Here is an 18,969-nt window from a genome sequence, read left to right on the forward strand (position 1 = left end):
TTCCCCCTAGCCCCAATCGCCCTCTGTCGGGATATTCAAGACCCGTCCGCAGTGCTTGCAATGTACCGCGTCCGGGTCATGTCTGCTCAGGCCGCAATCAGGACAAGGCAGGTTGACTTTCGCCGGCCTGAAAATGGTCTGCACGAGCCGCAGGAACAGGGCGACCCCGAAGATCATGATGCCAACCGTCATGAGGCGGCCGGTACTGTCCGTCATCGTGATATCGCCGAACCCGGTCGTGGTCAGCGTGGTGACCGTGTAGTAAAGCGCATCAAGGTAATTGTTGATCGCCGGATTGCGGTCATCCTCGACCACATAGACCAGTGCCGTGACGACAAATATGAAGACCACCAGGTTGATCGCCGAGTGAATGATTTCCTCATTCGCCCTGAACCAGGTGGATGCCTCGCGCAGTTCCTTCAGCAGATGATAGGACCTTAGGAGCCTTAGCATCCGGATGACCCGCAGGAACGCGAGGTTCTCGAAGAAGGCCGGCGCAATCAGCGACACGATGACGACCACATCCGCGAGGGACGTGAATTCCGATGCGTGCTTCACCGGCCTCGTTGAAGCCATCAGGCGGCCAACGTAGTCCAGCAAAAGCACTGCGGCGATCAGGTAATCCAGCTCGTGATGCAGACGTCCCGGGTCAAGCATCGACGAAATGATGAAATACCCGATGGTGACGATGTCGAAAGCGAGCAGGCTGTAGCGCCAGGCGCGCGCAGTCAGCGAGTTGCCGAAATAAAGGTGCCGGAGATGACCGCGCAAGGTCTGGAAAGAAGGAGTCATTCGCGGAGAATGGCAAATACGGCGGGAAACGCAAGCTGTGCGTTGCGATGGATCGGATAGACGCAAGTCCCATAAACGCGATAGCTGCGCAACTCCGCCATTTTAAATTTTCTTCCAAGGGCTTAGTTTCAGGAAACTACCCATGATGTTTGACCCAAGACCCTGATGGTGACCAACGTGCCTGATCTGACTGGAAAAGTTGCCCTTGTTACCGGCGCCAGCCGCGGCATCGGAGAAGCGGCCGCGCGATGCCTGGCAAAATACGGCGCTGCAGTCGTGCTGGCGGCTCGTACGACTGCCGATATCGAGCGTATCGCAAAAGACATCCAGAGCCTTGGTGGCAAGGCGGAAGCCGTTGCCTGTGACGTGGCCGATCACGCCGCGGTCACCGAGGCAATCCGTACCTGCACCGAGAGATTCGGGCGCCTGGATCTGCTCGTCAACAATGCCGGTCTGATTGAACCGATTGCACGTCTGGATGAATCAGACCCGGAAGCCTGGGACAAGGTCATCGATGTAAACGTCAAGGGCGTCTACTACGGCCTGAGAGAGGCGCTGCCCGTAATGCTCGCGCAAGGTAGCGGAACGATCATCAACATCAGCTCGGGCGCAGCTACAGGCGCGCTGGAAGGCTGGAGCCACTACTGCGCTTCAAAGGCTGCAGTCCTGTCGCTGACGAAATGCGCTCATGTGGAGTATGGCGACAAGGGAGTTCGTGTTCTGGGGCTCAGCCCGGGCACCGTTCGTACCGAAATGCAGGTTGCGATCAAGGCATCCGGCATCAATCCGGTAAGCCAGCTCGATCCAGACGTCCATATCCCGCCAGAGTGGGTCGGCGAAACCATCTGCTGGCTGGCTGGAAAAGCCGGTGATGACTATGTGGGAACCGACTGCTCCTTGCGCGAGGAAAGCGTCCGGAGGGCAGTCGGCCTGATCTGAACGAAAGGCCATCAGTGGCACTGCGCATATGCGACGGCGCTTTCGATTGGCGATCATCCGAGTGTATTGGATATCTGCCTAAGGCGCCGCCGATACCTGCTACTCCGCGTCCGGTTGGTTGGCAGGCGCTGCTTGTTGGAAGGCCGGCAGCTGCATGCAGGCTTCATGAATGCGCCGTATCGTCGAGTAGGGCGCCATGTCGACGGCGAACCGTTGATTGTTGATGACCTGTGCCACAAGGCAAATGTCGGCCAGCCCCGGGCTTTCGCCGTGACAGTAGGTTCCTGTGTCGGGACTTTGCGCCAGCAGGATTTCCATCGGTGCAAAAGTTTCGGCAACCCAATGCCGGAACCAATCCGCGACCGTGTCTTCATGCGCCCCGAAACGGGTCTTTAGATCGTTCAGGATACGCAGGTTGTTCACCGGGTGAATTTCACAGGCGACCATCTGGGCCAGCCCTCTTACCCTCGCCCTGCCCGCTGCATCGCGCGGAAGCAGGGGAGGCTCCGGAACGGTTTCGTCCAGGTATTCGATAATCGCCATTGATTGGAGCAGAACGGTACCGTCGGCCAATTCGAGAGCCGGCACCAGCCCCTGGGGATTTATCGAAAGAAACGCTTCGGAGCGCTGCTCACCGAGGCGCAGATGATGAGCCACATAGTCGGTTTCGACACCCTTCAAGTTGAGGGCGATGCGCAGCCGAAACGACGTTGAGCTGCGGAAATAGGAATGAAGGATCGGTCTGCTCATTGGTTCCCTCCCGCCAGACGATGCGGCAGATATTAGTTACACATGAAACCAATTACCAGTAGCTCCCCCCGAAAAGCAAAGAGGCCCGCAACTGCGAGCCTCCCATGAGATCAGATAGACCAGATGTCCGGATCAGATCCCGGCAGAACCTACCAGTGCCAGAGGCTGCTCCAGTACCTTCACGCTCTGCCCAGACATCAGGGCCGTATTCAGGGTCTCACTAGACATGGGCACACCTCCTTTCACGCTGTTGACGATAAGATTTAGGTAGTGCCGCTTTGGCAGCCCGCAAGACCCCTCGCGATATTTCACGCAGAAGGCACATCGGACCTGCCCACCGGGCGGGCTCAGCCCATGCCGAGCCTGAGCCGTAACCGCGTTCCCAGAAGACTGCCGGCGAAGGCAAAGACCAGCCAAGCCCAGCCATGCATCGATCCTGACACGAGCCCTCCGAGGTACGCGCCGATATTGCAGCCATAGGCAAGACGAGCGCCATAGCCCATCAGAAGCCCGCCGATCACCGCAGTCAGGATGTCTTTGGTGGAGAGCTTCCAGATCGGTGCAAACTTTCCGGCAAGCGCGGCTGCACCCAGCGCTCCGGCGATGATTCCGAAATTCATCACGGACGTCGTGTCACGCAAAACGCTCGCTTCCAGCGCCTTTGTCTGCCACTGCCAGTGCGGCCAGGTTTCCACCGGGATGCCTATGGTCTGGAACAGCTTTGCCCCCCATAGAGCAAATCCCGAGGTGATGCCCCACGGCCGTCCGACGACGACGAACGTCAGTATGCAGACGACGGCAAGCATGACCGCGCCGAGCATCGGCGACCATGGTCCCGTCACAAGAGATTCAGTCGTCCTTGCCGGCAGCACACGTCCGTGTACACGCTTCTCCATGAGCACGGTAGCGACAGCGATTGCCCCAAGAACCGCCGCAGTCAGGGCAAAGGCGCCAACCGGCCCGAAGTCCTTTACCAGCGAATAGGCCGGCAGTTTGGGTAGCTGCCCCCAAAGGTGGGTGTGCGCCGTGGCAATCACCGAGCCGAGGATGAAGGCCGCAAGGGTCAGCATCATGCGCGTGGACCCGCCTCCTGCCGTGAAGAGTGTTCCGGAGGCGCAGCCACCACCAAGCTGCATTCCGAGACCGAACATGAAGGCACCGACGGCGGCAGAATAGCCAAAGGGGAAGACGAAGCCGCCGGTTGGCCATCCGAGGTCCTTGCCCCACGCGATAAGGGGGAAGGAAACGGCGGAAGTGAGAAGTATCAGTACGAACTGCGCGCGCAGACCCGTTCCGCGCTTTTCGGTCACGACATGCCGCCATGCAGCCGTAAAGCCGAAACTGGCATGATACAGAGACAGGCCTGCAAGACCGCCGATCAGAGCCGCTCCTGCCTGACGCGCTCCTCCAAGCTGGTAAGCGCCAAACGCGACAAGAGCCAGTCCGGCAAGTGCAAGCAGCACGACCGCTTTTTGCGGAGCTGGCTGCGAGAAGGATGTGGTCGAAATGGTCATAGTGATGCTCTAGGGGCTTCGTTCAATGGGAACAAGCAAAAAGCTACATGCTTTGCCTCACATGCGGCTCGCAGGCTCTGTGCACCGTGGCCGGACAAAGCGTACACGAGCGTAACACCATTTTGTGTTTTGCAGTTCATGGGCAGCCTGCGGAAGTTGGAATGGCTCAGATCGCATTATCGCCTGCTGCTCGCAGGTCCTTGACGATGTTGATCTCAATCCTTCCGACCGGCAGCCGAAGAGGTCTTACATGCGCACGACTGACCAGTTTGGCTACGACCTTAACATCGCCTCAACCGACGCGTTGCCGCATTGGAATTCCGCTATCCATGCGTTCCTGGCGCACGGCAAGGAAACGCCAATCCACCTGGAGCGCGCGCTCGAACTCGCCCCGGGTTTTGCCCTTGGTCATGCCTGCCGCGGCCTTTTCTGCCTGCTCCTCGGGCGGCGGGAACTTCTCGCCCCGGCACGGGAGTGCCATGACATCGCTACCCGGTCGCTGCATCAGTCAGAACATTCCGACAGGGAGACCGCCGTCGTTCATGCGCTTGGCGACTGGCTGAGCGGCTGGCCGTCACGGTGTGCAGACCGACTGGATGCCGCACTAAAAGCCTATCCTCGCGACGCGTTGCTGCTGAAGCTTGTCCACGCCGTCCGCTTCGTCTTGGGCGATAGCACCGGCATGCGCGCTTCCATCGAATCTGCTTTCCCCGCCTATAACGAGACACATCCCTTCTATGGATATGTCCTTGGCTGCCGTGCGTTTGCGCTTGAAGAAACCGGCGACTACCGAGCAGCGGAAACCAGCGGTCGTGCCGGGCTGGAACACGCCCGCGACGATGCCTGGGGCCTGCATGCCGTGGCCCATGTCCACGACATGACGGGTCGTTCAGACGACGGCGTCAAATGGCTTGAATCGAGACCTGACGGGTGGGCGCACTGCAACAACTTCGGCTTTCATGTGTGGTGGCACCTTGCCCTGATGTATCTGGACCAGGGCCACACGGATAAAGCCCTCGCCCTATACGATAGTGAAATCCGACGGGAGCGAACCGATGACTATCGCGACATTTCCAACGCAGCATCCCTGCTCGTCCGTCTTGAGATCGAGGGTGTGAATGTCGGTGCGCGGTGGGAAGAACTCGCCCTCCTGTCGGACAAGCGTGCAGAAGACGGCTGTAATGTCTTCGCTGACCTTCACTACCTGCTCGCCCTGTTGAATGGAGGCCGTCGGATGAGCGCCGAACGACTGATCAACGGGCTGAGGACACGTTCCTCTGATACCGGGGACATTGGCTTGGTTTCGCGCAATGCAGGCGTCTCGGCGGGGCTGGGTCTTGAACAGTACCGAAAAGGGAACTACGCCTCGGCCTTCCATCTGCTGTCGTCTTCGCGTCAGAACCTGCACATGATCGGCGGCTCGCACGCCCAGCGCGACGTCTTCGAACGGCTGACGATTGACGCTGCACTGCGCGCCGGACTATTCGAGGACGCCGAGGGCTTGATCAAGGACCGGGAACGCTTCAGGGGTGCGCCCGACAACTTCGGTGCGCAAAGGCTTGAAACGTGCGATACGATGCGCAGAACGTCGATGATCATGCTTGATGAGAGATTGCGCGCTGTCCCGGCCTAGGATCGCGCCGGATACATCGGTCAAACATACCCCATTTGGAAACAGCCAAACCGTGAACGCTCAGTCCAGTCCTGTGAAGTTTAGAGACCCTCGCCTCGATTTTTTCCGCGGTCTCGGCATGTTCATCATCTACATAGCCCATCTGCCATGGAACTGGTGGTCGCTTTGGATTCCTGCCCGCTTCGGGTTTTCCGACGCCACCGAAATCTTCGTATTCTGTTCGGGGATGGCGTCCGCGCTCGCATTCGGCAAGGTCTTCGACGTGCATGGCATCCCCATGGGAATCGCGCGCGTTGCCCACCGTATGTGGCAGGTCTATTGGGCGCATATCTGCCAGTTCCTGGTGATCGCCTGCGGGATCGCGGCACTTCACCAGAGCGGTTTCCTGAATGATTGCTGCGACCTGACAGAAGACTACGTCAATTCGCTCAATCTCTGGCCGTTCTTCAACGACACGCCACAGAACCTCTTCGGGCTGCTGACGCTGACGTATGTACCGAATTATTTCGACATCCTGCCGATGTACATCGTGATCCTAGCCCTCATCCCTGTGATCATGGCGACCGCGAGGATGTCTGCGTGGCTTGCCTTTGCGCTCTCGGCGGGCCTATGGCTTGCCGCCAACTTCGGCCTGCTCAACCTGCCGGCAGAGCCCTGGTCGGACCGGCCCTGGTTCTTCAACCCCTTCGCGTGGCAGCTCGTTTTCTTTACCGGCTTCGCCTTCATGCGGGGCTGGATTCCAGCCCCGCCCGTCAACAAGGTGCTGATAAGCCTTGCCGTCGCGGTCCTGCTTGTGTCGCTGCCCTTCGCGTATTTCCGCATTCACGGCAACGTTCCGGAGATCCAGGCCGCTCGCGATGCCATCAGGCCGCTCTGGATCAAGACCGAGTTCGGCTTTTTCCGCTACATCCATTTCCTGGCGTTGGCGTATCTCGCTTGGGTGGCGGCCGGTGACAAGGGACTGCGCCTGTTCGGCCATGGCCGCATCTGGGGCGGATTCGTCCGGATCGTCCAGAAAGTCGGACAGCAGTCTCTCGCGGTCTTCATGGCAAGCCTCGTCATAGCCCAGGCCGCAGGATTGATGCGCGACATGGTCTGGGGGCGCGGCGATTGGATCCCGCAAATCCTCTCCAATCTTTTTGGGTTCGCCGCTCTGATCGCAGTCGCCTATTCGGTCGCATGGTTCAAGGGTCAGCCTTGGCGCAAGACTCCGAAGCCTGCTCCGGCCCATGACGAACACGCGCGCCAGTCACATGTGACATCGCGATCGGTGGAAGCGGCAGGCTGAACGAAAAAAGCCGGCCCACGCATGTGAGCCGGCTTTCGGATGTCGCTTGAGTGATCAATCCGTCAATGCAGACTGACCATCTCCAGATCGTGTTCAAAGGCGTTGGCAACCGCTGCCTCGCGGCTGTCTGCCAAGAGGATCGGCGTGCCATCTGCATTCAACAGGGCCCACAGGGTCACGTTGTCCTGCAAAGGCGGGACCTCCGGGAAAAGACTTTCCATGTCCTTGGGATGCAACTTGCGAACATAGGCCATGATGCCGATACCGAGATCGGCAAGAACCTCTTCGCTCATCGCAGCAAGCTCTGCCGCGCGCGCATCGACGGCGGCGTCATTCGGATTACGCGTCATGATGACTCCAAACTGGTCCGGCGGAGGGGCGTCAATCGCCGCTGGATATTTCAATTTTCCGGATAACTCGCTCCGGTTCCGGACGCGCAAGATCAATTGAGAGGAGGCCATCCTTCAGATCCGCACCGAGGATCTCGATCCCTTCGGCCAGCACGAATGCGCGCTGGAACTGTCGGGCGGCTATGCCCCGATGCAGATACTGGCGGGTCTTGTCGTCCACCTGACGTCCGCGAATTACAAGCTGGCTTTCCTCTACGGAGACGTCCAGCTGATCGCGGGTGAACCCTGCTACCGCCAGTGTAATGCGGATCACGTCACCCTGAGCGTCCGTCTTCGGCAACCGCTCGATGTTGTAGGGTGGATATCCGTCGTTTGCGGCCTTGGAAACCCGATCCAGCACACGCTCGATATCATCGAACCCGAGCATGAACGGGCTTGAAAACGCTGACATGCGAGTCATCGTCCAGTCCTTGTAAAAGCGACCTTGCGTCCGGACCCTTATCTTAGGCATCCGGTGTGGAGCGTTCTTCGCTCCGTTTCACGACCGAATATGGCGCTTGCAGCCTCATCTTTCAAGCTTCGGCCCGCCAGACAACCACAGCCCTCGTGACTATGGTTACCTGCCGGGCCGACAAGTGTTTTTCCCGATGGCAGACGATGGCGCCTATTGAGGCATCAACCGCTGACCGTGCGGATTGTCGATCACCATCTTCCACGACCCGTCAGGCTGTTTGCGTAGCACGGCGACGGACAAACCGTTCTGGGCGAGTGCCGTACCGTCCGGTGCTGTACCGGTCATCGACCACGGCGCGATGTGGACGGCCAGATCGCCCTCAACGATGACCTCGTGGCCCGCGTAGGTGAATTTCGGCTGGACCGCTCCGAACATTTCGAAGCCCTTGCGCAGGGCATCAGGGTCAGAGACGGGATTGCCGGGTTCAAAAGCAACCGAAGCACTGGCCTCATAGGCTTTCAGCACGTTGTCGTAGTCCGCATTCTGGAAATCTGACGTCATGGTCTCGATCGTCTTGAGAATCTGCTTCTGGGTCTCGTTCATTTCAGGTGTCTCCGTTGCATTGGAAGGGGCTTGAAACATCGCAGTAGCGGCCAGGGCTGCGGCGGCGATAAGGGGTCTGAAGGTCATTTCTGGTCCTTTCTCGGGGCTGTCGCCGGACAAGCGGGATCGGTCCCGCGGCGACCGGCAGGGGAAAACAGGAAAACTCGGGCTGATCAGGAAGTTGCGATCAGTTCGGCAAGGTCACGATACTTGTAATCTTGCTCAGAAGGCCGTCAGGGAAACGGTGCCGGGGAACGCTTTGCTGCAACTTCAGCGTCTTCAAGTCGCCCACAAGCCCCTCGATCCGGGCGACGACACGATCATACTGCTCCGCACCGGCCGATCCGTGGAACGGCGTATCCAGCTTGACGCGGCCACACTTCATCGCTGCCGGAAGGCGGCGATGACAACTGCATTTGGCCTTGTCCGAAACGACGCCGCAGGATGCCGACGTGAAGGCAATGACTTCCTGGCGGGCCCGTGACAGTCGCTTGCGGAAATTGGCCGGAGTTAATTCAAGTATTTCCGCCGCTTCCGCGTGATCGAATTCGAGAATGTCGCCGAGCACATAGGCGATCCGATGGTTGAAATCGAGACAGAGCAACATTGCCATGGTGCAGGAGACCCGGAGCTCGTTGAGCATCACGACGTCATCGGGAGATTGTGGCGGTTCCGCAACCAGCCCCGATTCCAGATCGATTCTGAAAGCCTCGAACGTCAAAGCCGGGTCCCGCTCCCGCAGTTTTTTCGCGCTCAGAAGATGGTTGCTCGCGACCCTGTAGGCCCATGTGGTAAATGCACTCTCGCCCCGGAACGTGGAGAGCTTGGTCAAAATCAGGATCAGGATTTCCTGTGTTGCCTCCAGCGCGTCGTCCGGATTGGCCAGAAACCGCATGGAGAGTTGATACATGCGATCCTGGATCCCGATGAGAACCGCCTCAAGCGCCCGCTGGTCGCCTGCCTGGGCTGCCGCGATTAGATCCTTCGAAACTGCCGTCATGATACCGCGTCCTGTTCGTTCGTCTGATACGTTAGAGGGCAGTGCGACGGAATGTGTGACACGTTTTATTGAAGCCGCAGAGAAAATCGACGGCTTGCCGTTGAAATGAAAAGCTGGAAGTCTCGCCCCGTCCTTCTTCCAAGTTCAGGCTATCTCGTGACCCGCGACGAATTCGACACCTTCTTTGCCGCTCTCCCGGCCGCCACACATGTTGTCCAATGGGGCAATGCATCTGTCTGGAAAGTCGGCGGGAAGATCTTCGCGATCTGCTCCTCCTGGGGCAGCGAGGGGGACTACCGGATCAATTTCAAGTGCTCCGACATGTCCTATTCGCTACTCACCCAGCAGGACGGGATCAATCCGGCGCCATACCTTGCCCGCGCCAAGTGGGTTCGCATTGAGAACCCCCATGCTTTGGACGATGAAGCGATCGAGGCTTACATCACCGCCGCCCACAAAATCATCGCTTCCAAGCTGACACGAAAGCTCCGGAACGATCTCGGACTGACAAATCTTTTATGACGCCCACTCCACTCGCCTCGTCCAAACTCAGGTCCCTTGCATTCCTGATGGTTGCCCAGATCGCCGGGATGAGCCTGTGGTTCATGTCGTCCGCCATCCTGCCGGATATGACCGCTGAAGCGGCAATTTCCGATTCCCGGCAAGCGCTTCTGTCCAGCGCGGTTCAGGCAGGCTTTGTTGCAGGTGCCCTTGCATCGGCCATCCTGGGTTTGCCAGACCGCTATGACCCGCGCAGGCTTTTTGCCCTTTGCGCCGTTGGCGCCTCCATGGCCAACCTTTCCCTGCTCATTTCCACTCCTGGCAGCGATCTTGCGATTGCGGCTCGCTTTGCAACGGGCGCCCTTCTCGCCGGGGTCTACCCGGTCGGTCTCAAGATTGCCGTTGGCTGGGGCAAGGACGACCGCGGCCTGCTGGTCGGCATTCTGGTCGGCGCATTGACCTTCGGCTCTGCGGCGCCGCATCTGCTTGCACTTCTTGGCGGTGCGGACTGGCGCTGGACGGTCTCCGTCGCATCAATTGCTGCTCTGGCCGGTGGTCTGCTCGTTCTCGGATCTACGCTCGGACCGTATCACGCCTCATCGGGGCACTTCGACATTCGGGCCATCGCGACAGCCTGGACCGACAGGAAGGTACGGCTCGCCTATGCCGGGTACCTCGGCCACATGTGGGAGCTTTATGCCATGTGGGCGTGGATCGGGGTCGCAACCACCGCGTCGTTTTCGCTGACCATGGTAATGGCCGAAGCCGTGACGCTTGGCCGTATCATCGCCTTCGGCGCCATCGCGGCAGGTGGCATTGCCTGCATCATTGGCGGCCTTTACGCGGACCGTCTCGGCAAGGAGACGATCGCTCTCATTGCGCTCGCGGTCAGCTGTGCCAGCGCTCTTGCGACAGCTGCAAGCTTCGGCGGCCCGGTTTGGCTGACCTGCATCTGCGCACTTGTCTGGGGTGCATCGATCCTGCCAGATTCCGCGCAATTCTCCGCGCTTGTCGCGGATCACTCTCCCCCCGACAAGGCCGGCAGCCTGATGACCTTCCAGACCGCGCTGGGCTTCGCTCTGACCTTCCTTACCGTGCAGGTGACGCCTGTTCTTGCCGATGCAGTGTCCTGGCCGGTCGTCTTCTCGATCATGGCCCTTGGTCCCGCTTTCGGCATCGTCGCAATGCTGCGGCTCAAGCATCTGACATCGACAGCGGCCGTCCGTTAGCATCCATGCAACAAAAAACCGCGCCGGCATGCCGGCGCGGTTTTGGACGAAAAGGCAACGCCCTCGTAGAATTGCCCTTACCGCCAATCAGCCATCAATGCGGCGTCCGGTTTCCGCATCGAAGAAATGAACATCCTTCGGCTCGGCACGCAGGAAAAGCTTCTGACCCGTCTCGTAGCGGGCGTGGCTCTCGACCCGAACGACGATCTCCTCGCCTCCCTCGACGAACTCTCCGTAAATGTAGCTTTCCGCTCCGACCGGTTCGAGGACGTTGACCTTGATCTCGAGATCGAGACCGGCGGTTCCATCGCCCTTGGATTCCACGACGCTCAGATGTTCGGGGCGAACGCCGAGCGTGTAGGCCGACTTGCCGTGCGGATTGCCCCCGCTCAAGCCGCTGCCCTTTGCGAGCGCTAGGCCGGAGGACGTGCCGCTGACCTGAAACAGGTTCATCGCCGGAGAACCTATGAAGCTTGCCACGAAGACGGAAGCCGGGTTGTCATAGACCTCGATCGGAGCACCAATCTGCTCGATGTTACCGCCATTCAAAACCACGAGGCGATCCGCCAGGGTCATGGCTTCAAGCTGGTCATGGGTCACATAGACACTTGTCGTCGCCAGAGATTTCTGCAGCCGCTTGATCTCGACACGCATCTGCACCCGCAGCTTCGCATCAAGGTTGGACAGCGGCTCGTCGAAGAGGAACGCAGCCGGCTCACGTACGATCGCACGGCCCATGGCCACGCGCTGGCGCTGTCCGCCCGACAAAGCGCGGGGCTTGCGATCCAGGTAGTCGCCGATTTCCAGGATGCGAGCGGCTTCCTTGACGCGCCGGTCGATCTCGGCCTTGTCCATACCCCGGTTTTTCAGGCCATAGGCAAGGTTGTTGTACACGCTCATGTGCGGGTAAAGCGCGTAGTTCTGGAACACCATGGCGATGTCGCGGTCAGCCGGATCAACCTTGTTGACGACACGATCGCCGATACTGATTTCGCCGGTGGTGATTTCCTCCAGGCCGGCGATCATGCGCAGGAGCGTGGACTTTCCACAGCCCGACGGGCCGACCAGCACGATGAATTCGCCGTCCGCGATGTCGATGGAGACGCCTTTGACCGCCTCCACGTTCCCCGCATAGACCTTGCGGACCTTATCGAGAGTAATCGTTGCCATTTAAAACCTCACTTGTCGCTCTCGACGAGCCCCTTGATGAACCAGCTCTGGAAGATGACCACCACGATCACCGGCGGCAGCATTGCGAGGATCGCAAGCGCCATCGCCTCGTTGAGCGCAGGGATCTGAGCGCCGACCCAGACCTGCATGATCTGCTTGATGCCGCGCACCAGAGTGAAGAGCGCTTCATCCGTGGTGATGAGGGTCGGCCAGAGATACTGGTTCCAGCCATAGACGAACATGATGATGAAGATGGCCGCGACCATGGTCTTGGAGAGCGGCACCAGAATGTCGATGAAGAACTTCCAGGGACCGGCGCCATCGATCCGTGCCGCTTCCAGCAGCTCGTCCGGGACGGACATGAAGAACTGGCGGAAGAAGAACGTCCCTGTCGCCGAGGCGATCAAGGGCACGATCAGGCCCGTATAGGTGTTTGTAAGACCCAAAGACTGGACGATTTCGTAGGACGGCAGAATGCGCACTTCCAGCGGAAGCAGCAGCGTGCAGAAAATCACCCAGAAGCAGAAAGTCGCCATGGGAAACCGGAAATAGACGATCGCGTAGGCCGCGAGCATCGAAATGACGATCTTACCGATCGCGAACCCGAGCCCCAGAATCAGAGAGTTCTTCATCATCACGAGGCCATTGACCTCCTTGGTGAAGCCGCCGGCGCGGAACAGAACAGTCTCGTAGTTCTCCAGCATCTGCCCGCCGGGCAGGAACTGAAGACCCGACTTGTAGATCGTGATGGCGTCGTGGGTGCTGGTGATCAGCGCGATCAGGACCGGTGCCACCATGAAGATGACGCCGCAGATCAGGATCAGATGATCGGAGAGGCGAAGTCGTGTCACGTTGTCTCTCCTCAATTGTAATGCACGCGCCGTTCGATCAGGCGGAACTGAATAACGGTCAGGATGAACACAAGCGCCATCAGGATCACGGACTGAGCGGACGATCCGCCAAGGTCGTTGCCACGGAAACCGTCGAGGTAGACCTTGTAGACCAGGGTCACCGGATTGTTGCCGGGCTCGTTCTTCACCAGGATGTCGACGATCCCGAAGGTGTCGAAGAAGGCATACGTGATGTTGATGATCAGAAGGAAGAAGCCGGTTGGAGCGAGGAGCGGGAACGTCACCGTCCAGAACCTGCGGAAACCGGACCGGCAGTCGATGCTCGCAGCTTCCTGAACCGACTTCGAGATGCCCTGGAGACCGGACAGGAAGAAGATGAAATTGACCGGAACCTGTTTCCAGACCGCCGTGATCGTCATTGCGAAGGCGGTGTCGTAATAATCGACACCGATGTTCAGCTTCCAGCCGAACATGGCAACGAAGTCAACGATCGGTCCGACATGCTGGTCGAACAGAAGCACCCCGATCAGACCCGCAACAGGCGGGGCAACCGCGTAGACCCACATGAGAAGGGTCTTGTAAGTCGATGAGCCACGCAAAACCTTGTCGGCCTTGACCGCAAGAAGCAATGCCACCCCAAGCGACAGGAAAGTGACCAGGGCGGTGAATACGGCAGTGAACCTTGCCACGCGGCCGTAGTCAGTCGACGTGACCATGTCGAAGAAATTGTCCATGCCGACAAAGGTTGATCCGAAGCCGAACGGATCTTCCAGATAGAAGGAAGCCCTGACGGCCTCGGCCGCCGGCCAGAGGAAGAACACCACGACAATGGAAAGCTGCGGGAAAAGCAGCAGATAAGGGACCAGCCGCGACTGGAACTGAACTTTTTTCATCGCCCCACCAAATGGCCAAGGCGAACCTCATTCGAATGCTTGAGGTTCGCCGAGACTTTTGTGCTGCGGAGGCGAGAGCCGCCTCCGCATATCGACATTTCCGGGTGTCAGTTTGCCGTGGTCTTGGCAAACCGCTCGAGCAGCTTGTTGCCGTCGGCTTCGATCGTGGCGAATGCTTCCTCGACCGAGGTCTCGCCCGAGAGGATCTTGCCGTATTCACGGTTCATTACGTCACGGATCTGGACGTAGAAGCCCATGCGGTAGCCCTTGGTCCACTCGCCGCCCGGCAGGGTCAGCTGCTGGATGCCAACTTCGGCAGCCGGAGCGCGGTCGTAGTGACCATCCTTCTTCGCCAGTTCGTAAGCGGCGTTGGTGATCGGCACATAGCCGGTTTCCTTGTGCCACATGTACTGGACTTCAGGAGAGGTCAGGTAGGTGAAGAAGGAAGCAACGCACTTGTTCTGATCGTCCGGCTTGCCGGCCATGGAGAACAGGGCGGCACCACCGATGAAGGTACCAGTACCGGCGCCTTCAACCGAACCCCAGTAAGGCAGGTAGGTCGCGGAGAACGGGAATTCGACCGTCTTGGAGATACCGCCGAAGGAACCCGACGAACCCAGCCACATGGCAACTTCGCCCTTGTTGAACGGGGTCTGGTTGTCATCCCAGCCGGTGCCGTAGAAGCCGAAGTAACCCTGGTCCAGCCATCCCTTGACGGCCTTGAAGTGGTTCTTGATCGGGTCACCGAAGACCAGCTTGGTGCCTTCTGCGCCGTCGTAACCATTGTTGTTGGTTGCGAACTGCAGGTTATGGCGAGACTTGAAGTTCTCGGTGAAGATCCACGGCAGGTGAGACTGGGCGAGCGGCACGTAACCGGCTTCCTTGAGCTTCGGCGCAATTGCCTCGAACTCTTCCCAGGTTTTCGGAGCTTCAACGCCGGCCTTCTTGAGCGCATCGACGTTGTAATAGAGGATCGGCGTGGAAGAGTTGAACGGCATGCCGATCATCTTGCCAGCGCTGTCAGCATAGAAATTGCGGACGCCCTCGATGTAGTCTTCCTTGTTGAAGGCAACGCCTGCACCTTCAAGGATGTCCTGAGCGGGAACCACAGCGCCCTTGGCACCGATAATGGTAGCAGCACCGGCATCGAAGACCTGCAGGATGTTCGGCTGTTCACCAGCGCGGAATGCCGCGATGCCGGCCGTCAGGGTCTCTTCGTAGGTGCCCTTGAAAACCGGGGTGATCTGGCAGGCGTCCTGGGACACGTTGTAGCCGTTCGCGATGTCGACAACGACTTCGCCCAAGCGGCCACCCATCGCATGCCACCAGGAAATCTCCGTCGCGGCAAAGGTAACGGTTGAGGTGCCCAGCAGGGCCGCTGCGGCCACGACGCCGGCAACAGTCTTACGATAAGCCATGGTTTTTGCTCCCATCCTTGGGGCGGTCGCCCCGATCAGCAGTTGAGTATCCGGACTTCCAAAATGGCTCATTCGGCCGCCCGTCTTGATAACGCCTGCGTTTCGTATTGTTTTCATATGAACGCCATATGTCGCTCATATGAACATTAAACGACAGTCCAAACGAACATGGAAGAGGCCTCGTGCTTTTTCATGCAACACAATGACGCTTTTGTTGGAGACAAGCCATGACGGGACGGCGCATCTCCCTTTTATATCAATCAATTAGTCGTGAGACAGCGTGACGGACACCGTCTAACCCCGCCCTTCGACACCGGACACTGCCTGCCAGTCCTGCCAATACGGGATGGCAACTTCAGTCCCTCACCCCCGATGAAACCGACAAAGAACTGAAAACCCGTTTCTGCCCCGGTCGGCCAGGACCGCCAACTGGACCCAACCGGCAGGGTCCGGCAAAAGATGCTTGCAATACGGTGTGATTTCTCGCAATTGTGAATGTCATGGTTCCGCCAATCAAACGGTGCGGCGGATTAAAAGGGAACACGGTGAGGCGTACCCAACAGGGACCGAGACCGTGGCTGCCCCCGCAACTGTAAGCGGCAAGCCTGTTCCAAAGGCCACTGGAGCGACGAAAAGCATCCGGGAAGGCGGAACAGGCGCAGAGCTGCAAGCCAGGAGACCTGCCATAAAGCCGCCGGCGCATGCCGGTACATCAGGAAACCTCCCGCACGGTGGGTGTGGACAGGAGACAGACATGCATATCGAACCGGGCATCGTAGATGGTGCCAAGCTCACCCTCAGCTACGCAACTGCTATTGCTTCCATTGGACTTGTCGCGAAGATGTCCGCGCAGGCCTTGCACAAGGACGGTGGGATCACCGGACTTGCAGCCCGCAGCGTCCTGACGACCGCCCTGGTTTTCAGCTTCTTTGAGATTCTCCCGCACTACCCGGTTGGCGTTTCCGAGGTTCACTTCATCCTCGGCTCGACCCTGTTCCTCATTTTCGGTGCCGGCGCCTCTGCTATCGGCCTGGCTGCCGGCCTTCTGCTTCAGGGCCTGTTCTTTGCACCGTTCGATCTGCCCCAGTACGGCATGAACGTCACGACGCTTCTTGTTCCGCTCCTTGCGGTCGCTGCTGTTGCTCGCAAGATCATCCCGGAAAAGACTGCCTATGTTGACGTCAACTACGGACAGGCTCTCGCCCTTTCCACCGCCTACCAGGGCGGCGTTGTCGGCTGGGTAGCATTCTGGGCCTTCTACGGTCAGGGCTTCGGAGCCGAGAACATGACGTCGGTCTTCAGCTTCGGCGCAGCCTACATGATGGTCGTCATCATGGAGCCTCTCGCAGATCTGGCTGTCCTCGCCGGTGCGAAGACGCTCTCGGGCCTGAAGGGCTCGGCCCTTGTGCAGTCCCGCCTCCATTCGGCAGTTGCCTAGACGACTGCCGCATCATCCAACAGATCGAAACCCGGGGCAACGACCCCGGGTTTTTTTATGCCTGCAGTTGACCCCGCTCAACGCCGAACACGACCGGGTGCCCGACTATGGCAGTTGAATACGGCCAGGTCAGAAAGGGGCCCGAAGGTGGCAGACAAGCAGATGACGGAAACTGCGGCCGGAAAGCATGCCAGGCAAATCGGGCTCGTCGTGGGTATCACCGCGTTTGCGCTTGGCTTTCTGCTGCCGCATCCCGAAGGTCTGCCGCCGGAAGCGCATGCAACGGCAGCCGCAGCGGTCCTCATTGCCATCTGGTGGATGAGCGAAGCTGCGCCCTTGGCTGTCACCGCATTGTTGCCGCTGGTTCTCTTTCCCTTGCTCTCGATTTCGAGCTTCGAGGAAACGGCAACGGCCTACGCCAACCCGCTCATCTTCCTTTTTCTTGGAGGCTTCATCCTCGCAAAGGGTCTCGAGCGATGGAAGCTCCACCGCCGCTTGGCCTATGCAGTGCTATCCCGTACCGGTGAGAGGCCCGCGGCCCTGATCGCAGGCGTTATGGGCATAACCGCATTTCTCAGCATGTGGATCAGCAACACGGCGACCACGATGGTCATGCTGCCGATCGCCCTGTCCATTGCTGGCAGCCTCAAGGGACGCGGAACAACGCAGGACCGAATGGTGGACACAATGTTTGCGCCGGCCCTGATGTTGTCGGTCGCCTACTCGGCCACCATCGGCGGCATGGGGACGTTGATCGGCACGCCCCCCAACGCGCTCTTTGCAGCTTTCCTGCAGCAGACCTACGGATTGGATGTCAGCTTCGCATCCTGGATGATGATCGGCTTACCTTCGGTAGCGCTGCTGCTGCCCCTGACCTTTTTCATACTCACGAGAATATCGTTCAGGATTCCCTCCCAGCTCGACCAGGATGGTTCGGGCGTCTCGAAACCGGTGCTTGAGCGCCTCCCGCCGATGAACCGGCAGGAAAAGACCGTCGCACTGGTCATGATTGCCGTCGCACTCAGCTGGCTCCTTCGCCCGTTGATCCTGCACTTTTTTCCCGGTCTGCCATTGACCGACGCGGGCATCGCCATGACAGGCGCAATTCTGCTGTTCATCCTGCCCGACGATTTTTCACGCGGCACACAGATTCTCGGCTGGGACGATCTCAAGACCCTGCGCTGGGATGTGCTCATCCTCTTTGGCGGCGGCTTGGCGCTGGCTCAGGCGATCGGGAGTACCGGCCTTGCCGACTGGGTCGGATCTTCGGTCACCGCGCTTGGGGATCTTCCCCCCTATCTGCTCGTTCTCACCGTGATGGTCGTGATTGTCTATCTCGGTGAGCTTGCCTCGAACACGGCCATGGCGGCGGTCTTTCTCCCCGTTGCGGGAGCGGCGGCCGTCGGGATCGGGGAAAGTCCCCTGGCCCTGGCCATGCCGGTGGTGCTTGCCGCGTCCTTAGGGTTCATGCTTCCCGTGGCGACACCACCGAATGCCATCGTCTTCGGCTCCGGCGCCGTCTCTTCCGCGCAGATGCTGCGCGCGGGAGCCGTTCTCGACGTCGTCGCGATCCTCGGAGCTTTTATCGTCGCCATGACCTTCGGCAGATGGGTGTTCGGACTTTGACGACGTCCCTCAGACGAAACCCAGGGTAATAGCTGCCACCACAAGGTAACGCCCGGTCTTGGCAATCGCCACAAGGATGAGAAACGGCAGGAAGGGTTCACGCAGGACCCCCGCCGCAAGCGTCAGCGGATCCCCGATAACGGGCGCCCAGCTCAGCAACAGGCTCCACTTTCCATAGCGCTGGTACCAGCGCGATGCCCTCTGGAGCTTGTCCGGCGTCACTGGAAACCAGCGGCGGTCCGAGAACTGATCGACGCCGCGGCCAAGCAGCCAGTTGACCACTGATCCGAGCGTATTTCCGATGCTCGCGACGGCGATCAGGAGCGGAACGGATGCCGCATCGGCGGCGATAAGGCCGGACAGACCCAGTTCCGACTGCGCCGGAAGAATCGTTGCCGCCAGAAACGAGACGAGAAACAGCCCCGCAAGCGAGCTCGCCGCGATCATCGCGCTGTGGCCTGAACGAGCGACCAGATCCGAATCATCATCCGGCTCAAGGAAAACGCCAACGTCATTATGT

General features: G+C 59.3%; 19 protein-coding genes and 1 riboswitch. Of the genes, 7 read left to right on the plus strand and 12 right to left on the minus strand.

Annotation, left to right across the window (positions count from 1 at the left end; genetic code table 11):
• Nucleotides 1-6 precede the first annotated feature (6 nt).
• Nucleotides 7-792, minus strand: coding sequence for an ion channel (locus tag ACN0SY_RS14640; RefSeq protein WP_417688331.1), 786 nt, complete (start codon nt 790-792; stop codon nt 7-9).
• Between the two features lie 177 nt (nt 793-969).
• Between ACN0SY_RS14640 and ACN0SY_RS14645 the strand changes: the two genes are divergently transcribed.
• Nucleotides 970-1,731, plus strand: a complete 762-nt coding sequence (locus ACN0SY_RS14645; RefSeq protein WP_417688333.1) for an SDR family oxidoreductase — start codon at nt 970-972, stop codon at nt 1,729-1,731.
• Nucleotides 1,732-1,830: 99 nt separating this feature from the next.
• On the opposite strand, the gene maiA is transcribed toward ACN0SY_RS14645, so the two are convergent.
• Both maiA and ACN0SY_RS14655 read right to left on the minus strand, forming a co-directional pair.
• A complete protein-coding gene (maiA, locus tag ACN0SY_RS14650) occupies nt 1,831-2,481 on the minus strand; it encodes a maleylacetoacetate isomerase (RefSeq protein WP_417688335.1) in 651 nt (216 codons plus the stop codon).
• A 347-nt stretch (nt 2,482-2,828) separates the two neighbouring features.
• A complete protein-coding gene (locus tag ACN0SY_RS14655) occupies nt 2,829-3,995 on the minus strand; it encodes a YeeE/YedE family protein (protein WP_417688337.1) in 1,167 nt (388 codons plus the stop codon).
• 250 nt (nt 3,996-4,245) lie between these two features.
• On the opposite strand from ACN0SY_RS14655, the gene ACN0SY_RS14660 reads away from it, so the two are divergent.
• Together ACN0SY_RS14660 and ACN0SY_RS14665 are read left to right on the plus strand one after the other, a co-directional pair.
• Entirely contained in the window at nt 4,246-5,628 is a 1,383-nt protein-coding gene (locus ACN0SY_RS14660; protein ID WP_417688339.1) for a tetratricopeptide repeat protein, read from the plus strand.
• A gap of 73 nt (nt 5,629-5,701) precedes the next feature.
• Complete coding sequence (locus ACN0SY_RS14665) at nt 5,702-6,916, plus strand: OpgC family protein (RefSeq protein WP_417688732.1); 1,215 nt, start codon at nt 5,702-5,704, stop codon at nt 6,914-6,916.
• A 62-nt stretch (nt 6,917-6,978) separates the two neighbouring features.
• Here ACN0SY_RS14665 and ACN0SY_RS14670 read toward each other — a convergent pair whose 3' ends face one another.
• From ACN0SY_RS14670 to ACN0SY_RS14685, 4 genes are all read right to left on the minus strand, one after another.
• Nucleotides 6,979-7,266 (minus strand): DUF1150 family protein, encoded by a 288-nt coding sequence (locus ACN0SY_RS14670; protein WP_417688341.1) that lies wholly within the window; start codon nt 7,264-7,266, stop codon nt 6,979-6,981.
• 31 nt (nt 7,267-7,297) lie between these two features.
• Nucleotides 7,298-7,726 (minus strand): Hsp20 family protein, encoded by a 429-nt coding sequence (locus ACN0SY_RS14675; protein WP_417688343.1) that lies wholly within the window; start codon nt 7,724-7,726, stop codon nt 7,298-7,300.
• Nucleotides 7,727-7,930: 204 nt separating this feature from the next.
• Nucleotides 7,931-8,410, minus strand: a complete 480-nt coding sequence (locus ACN0SY_RS14680) for a YybH family protein (protein WP_417688345.1) — start codon at nt 8,408-8,410, stop codon at nt 7,931-7,933.
• Nucleotides 8,411-8,510: 100 nt separating this feature from the next.
• A complete protein-coding gene (locus ACN0SY_RS14685; RefSeq protein WP_417688347.1) occupies nt 8,511-9,323 on the minus strand; it encodes an RNA polymerase sigma factor in 813 nt (270 codons plus the stop codon).
• A gap of 105 nt (nt 9,324-9,428) precedes the next feature.
• Between ACN0SY_RS14685 and ACN0SY_RS14690 the strand changes: the two genes are divergently transcribed.
• Together ACN0SY_RS14690 and ACN0SY_RS14695 are read left to right on the plus strand one after the other, a co-directional pair.
• Nucleotides 9,429-9,845: an MmcQ/YjbR family DNA-binding protein gene (locus ACN0SY_RS14690; RefSeq protein WP_417688349.1), complete on the plus strand. Its 417-nt coding sequence runs from the start codon at nt 9,429-9,431 to the stop codon at nt 9,843-9,845.
• Complete coding sequence (locus ACN0SY_RS14695) at nt 9,842-11,053, plus strand: MFS transporter (RefSeq protein ID WP_417688351.1); 1,212 nt, start codon at nt 9,842-9,844, stop codon at nt 11,051-11,053. The genes ACN0SY_RS14690 and ACN0SY_RS14695 overlap by 4 nt, the downstream gene beginning before the upstream one ends.
• Before the next feature lie 87 nt (nt 11,054-11,140).
• On the opposite strand, the gene ACN0SY_RS14700 is transcribed toward ACN0SY_RS14695, so the two are convergent.
• From ACN0SY_RS14700 to ACN0SY_RS14715, 4 genes are all read right to left on the minus strand, one after another.
• Nucleotides 11,141-12,223, minus strand: coding sequence for a sn-glycerol-3-phosphate import ATP-binding protein UgpC (locus ACN0SY_RS14700; protein WP_417688353.1), 1,083 nt, complete (start codon nt 12,221-12,223; stop codon nt 11,141-11,143).
• A gap of 8 nt (nt 12,224-12,231) precedes the next feature.
• Nucleotides 12,232-13,074: a sn-glycerol-3-phosphate ABC transporter permease UgpE gene (gene ugpE, locus ACN0SY_RS14705; protein ID WP_417688355.1), complete on the minus strand. Its 843-nt coding sequence runs from the start codon at nt 13,072-13,074 to the stop codon at nt 12,232-12,234.
• Between the two features lie 11 nt (nt 13,075-13,085).
• Nucleotides 13,086-13,967, minus strand: a complete 882-nt coding sequence (locus tag ACN0SY_RS14710) for an ABC transporter permease subunit (RefSeq protein ID WP_417688357.1) — start codon at nt 13,965-13,967, stop codon at nt 13,086-13,088.
• Nucleotides 13,968-14,074: 107 nt separating this feature from the next.
• Nucleotides 14,075-15,385: an extracellular solute-binding protein gene (locus ACN0SY_RS14715; RefSeq protein WP_417688359.1), complete on the minus strand. Its 1,311-nt coding sequence runs from the start codon at nt 15,383-15,385 to the stop codon at nt 14,075-14,077.
• Between the two features lie 484 nt (nt 15,386-15,869).
• Nucleotides 15,870-16,088: riboswitch (cobalamin riboswitch) on the plus strand.
• 51 nt (nt 16,089-16,139) lie between these two features.
• Here ACN0SY_RS14715 and ACN0SY_RS14720 point away from each other — a divergent pair.
• Nucleotides 16,140-16,823 (plus strand): energy-coupling factor ABC transporter permease, encoded by a 684-nt coding sequence (locus ACN0SY_RS14720; RefSeq protein ID WP_417688361.1) that lies wholly within the window; start codon nt 16,140-16,142, stop codon nt 16,821-16,823.
• Nucleotides 16,824-16,970: 147 nt separating this feature from the next.
• Complete coding sequence (locus tag ACN0SY_RS14725; protein WP_417688363.1) at nt 16,971-18,449, plus strand: SLC13 family permease; 1,479 nt, start codon at nt 16,971-16,973, stop codon at nt 18,447-18,449.
• 9 nt (nt 18,450-18,458) lie between these two features.
• On the opposite strand, the gene ACN0SY_RS14730 is transcribed toward ACN0SY_RS14725, so the two are convergent.
• On the minus strand, nt 18,459-18,896 hold the full coding sequence (locus ACN0SY_RS14730) for a YqaA family protein (RefSeq protein ID WP_417688365.1): 438 nt from the start codon (nt 18,894-18,896) through the stop codon (nt 18,459-18,461).
• Nucleotides 18,897-18,969 lie beyond the last annotated feature (73 nt).

The organism is Roseibium sp. (assembly GCF_048261595.1).
In the GTDB taxonomy this organism is placed as follows: Bacteria; Pseudomonadota; Alphaproteobacteria; order Rhizobiales; family Stappiaceae; genus Roseibium.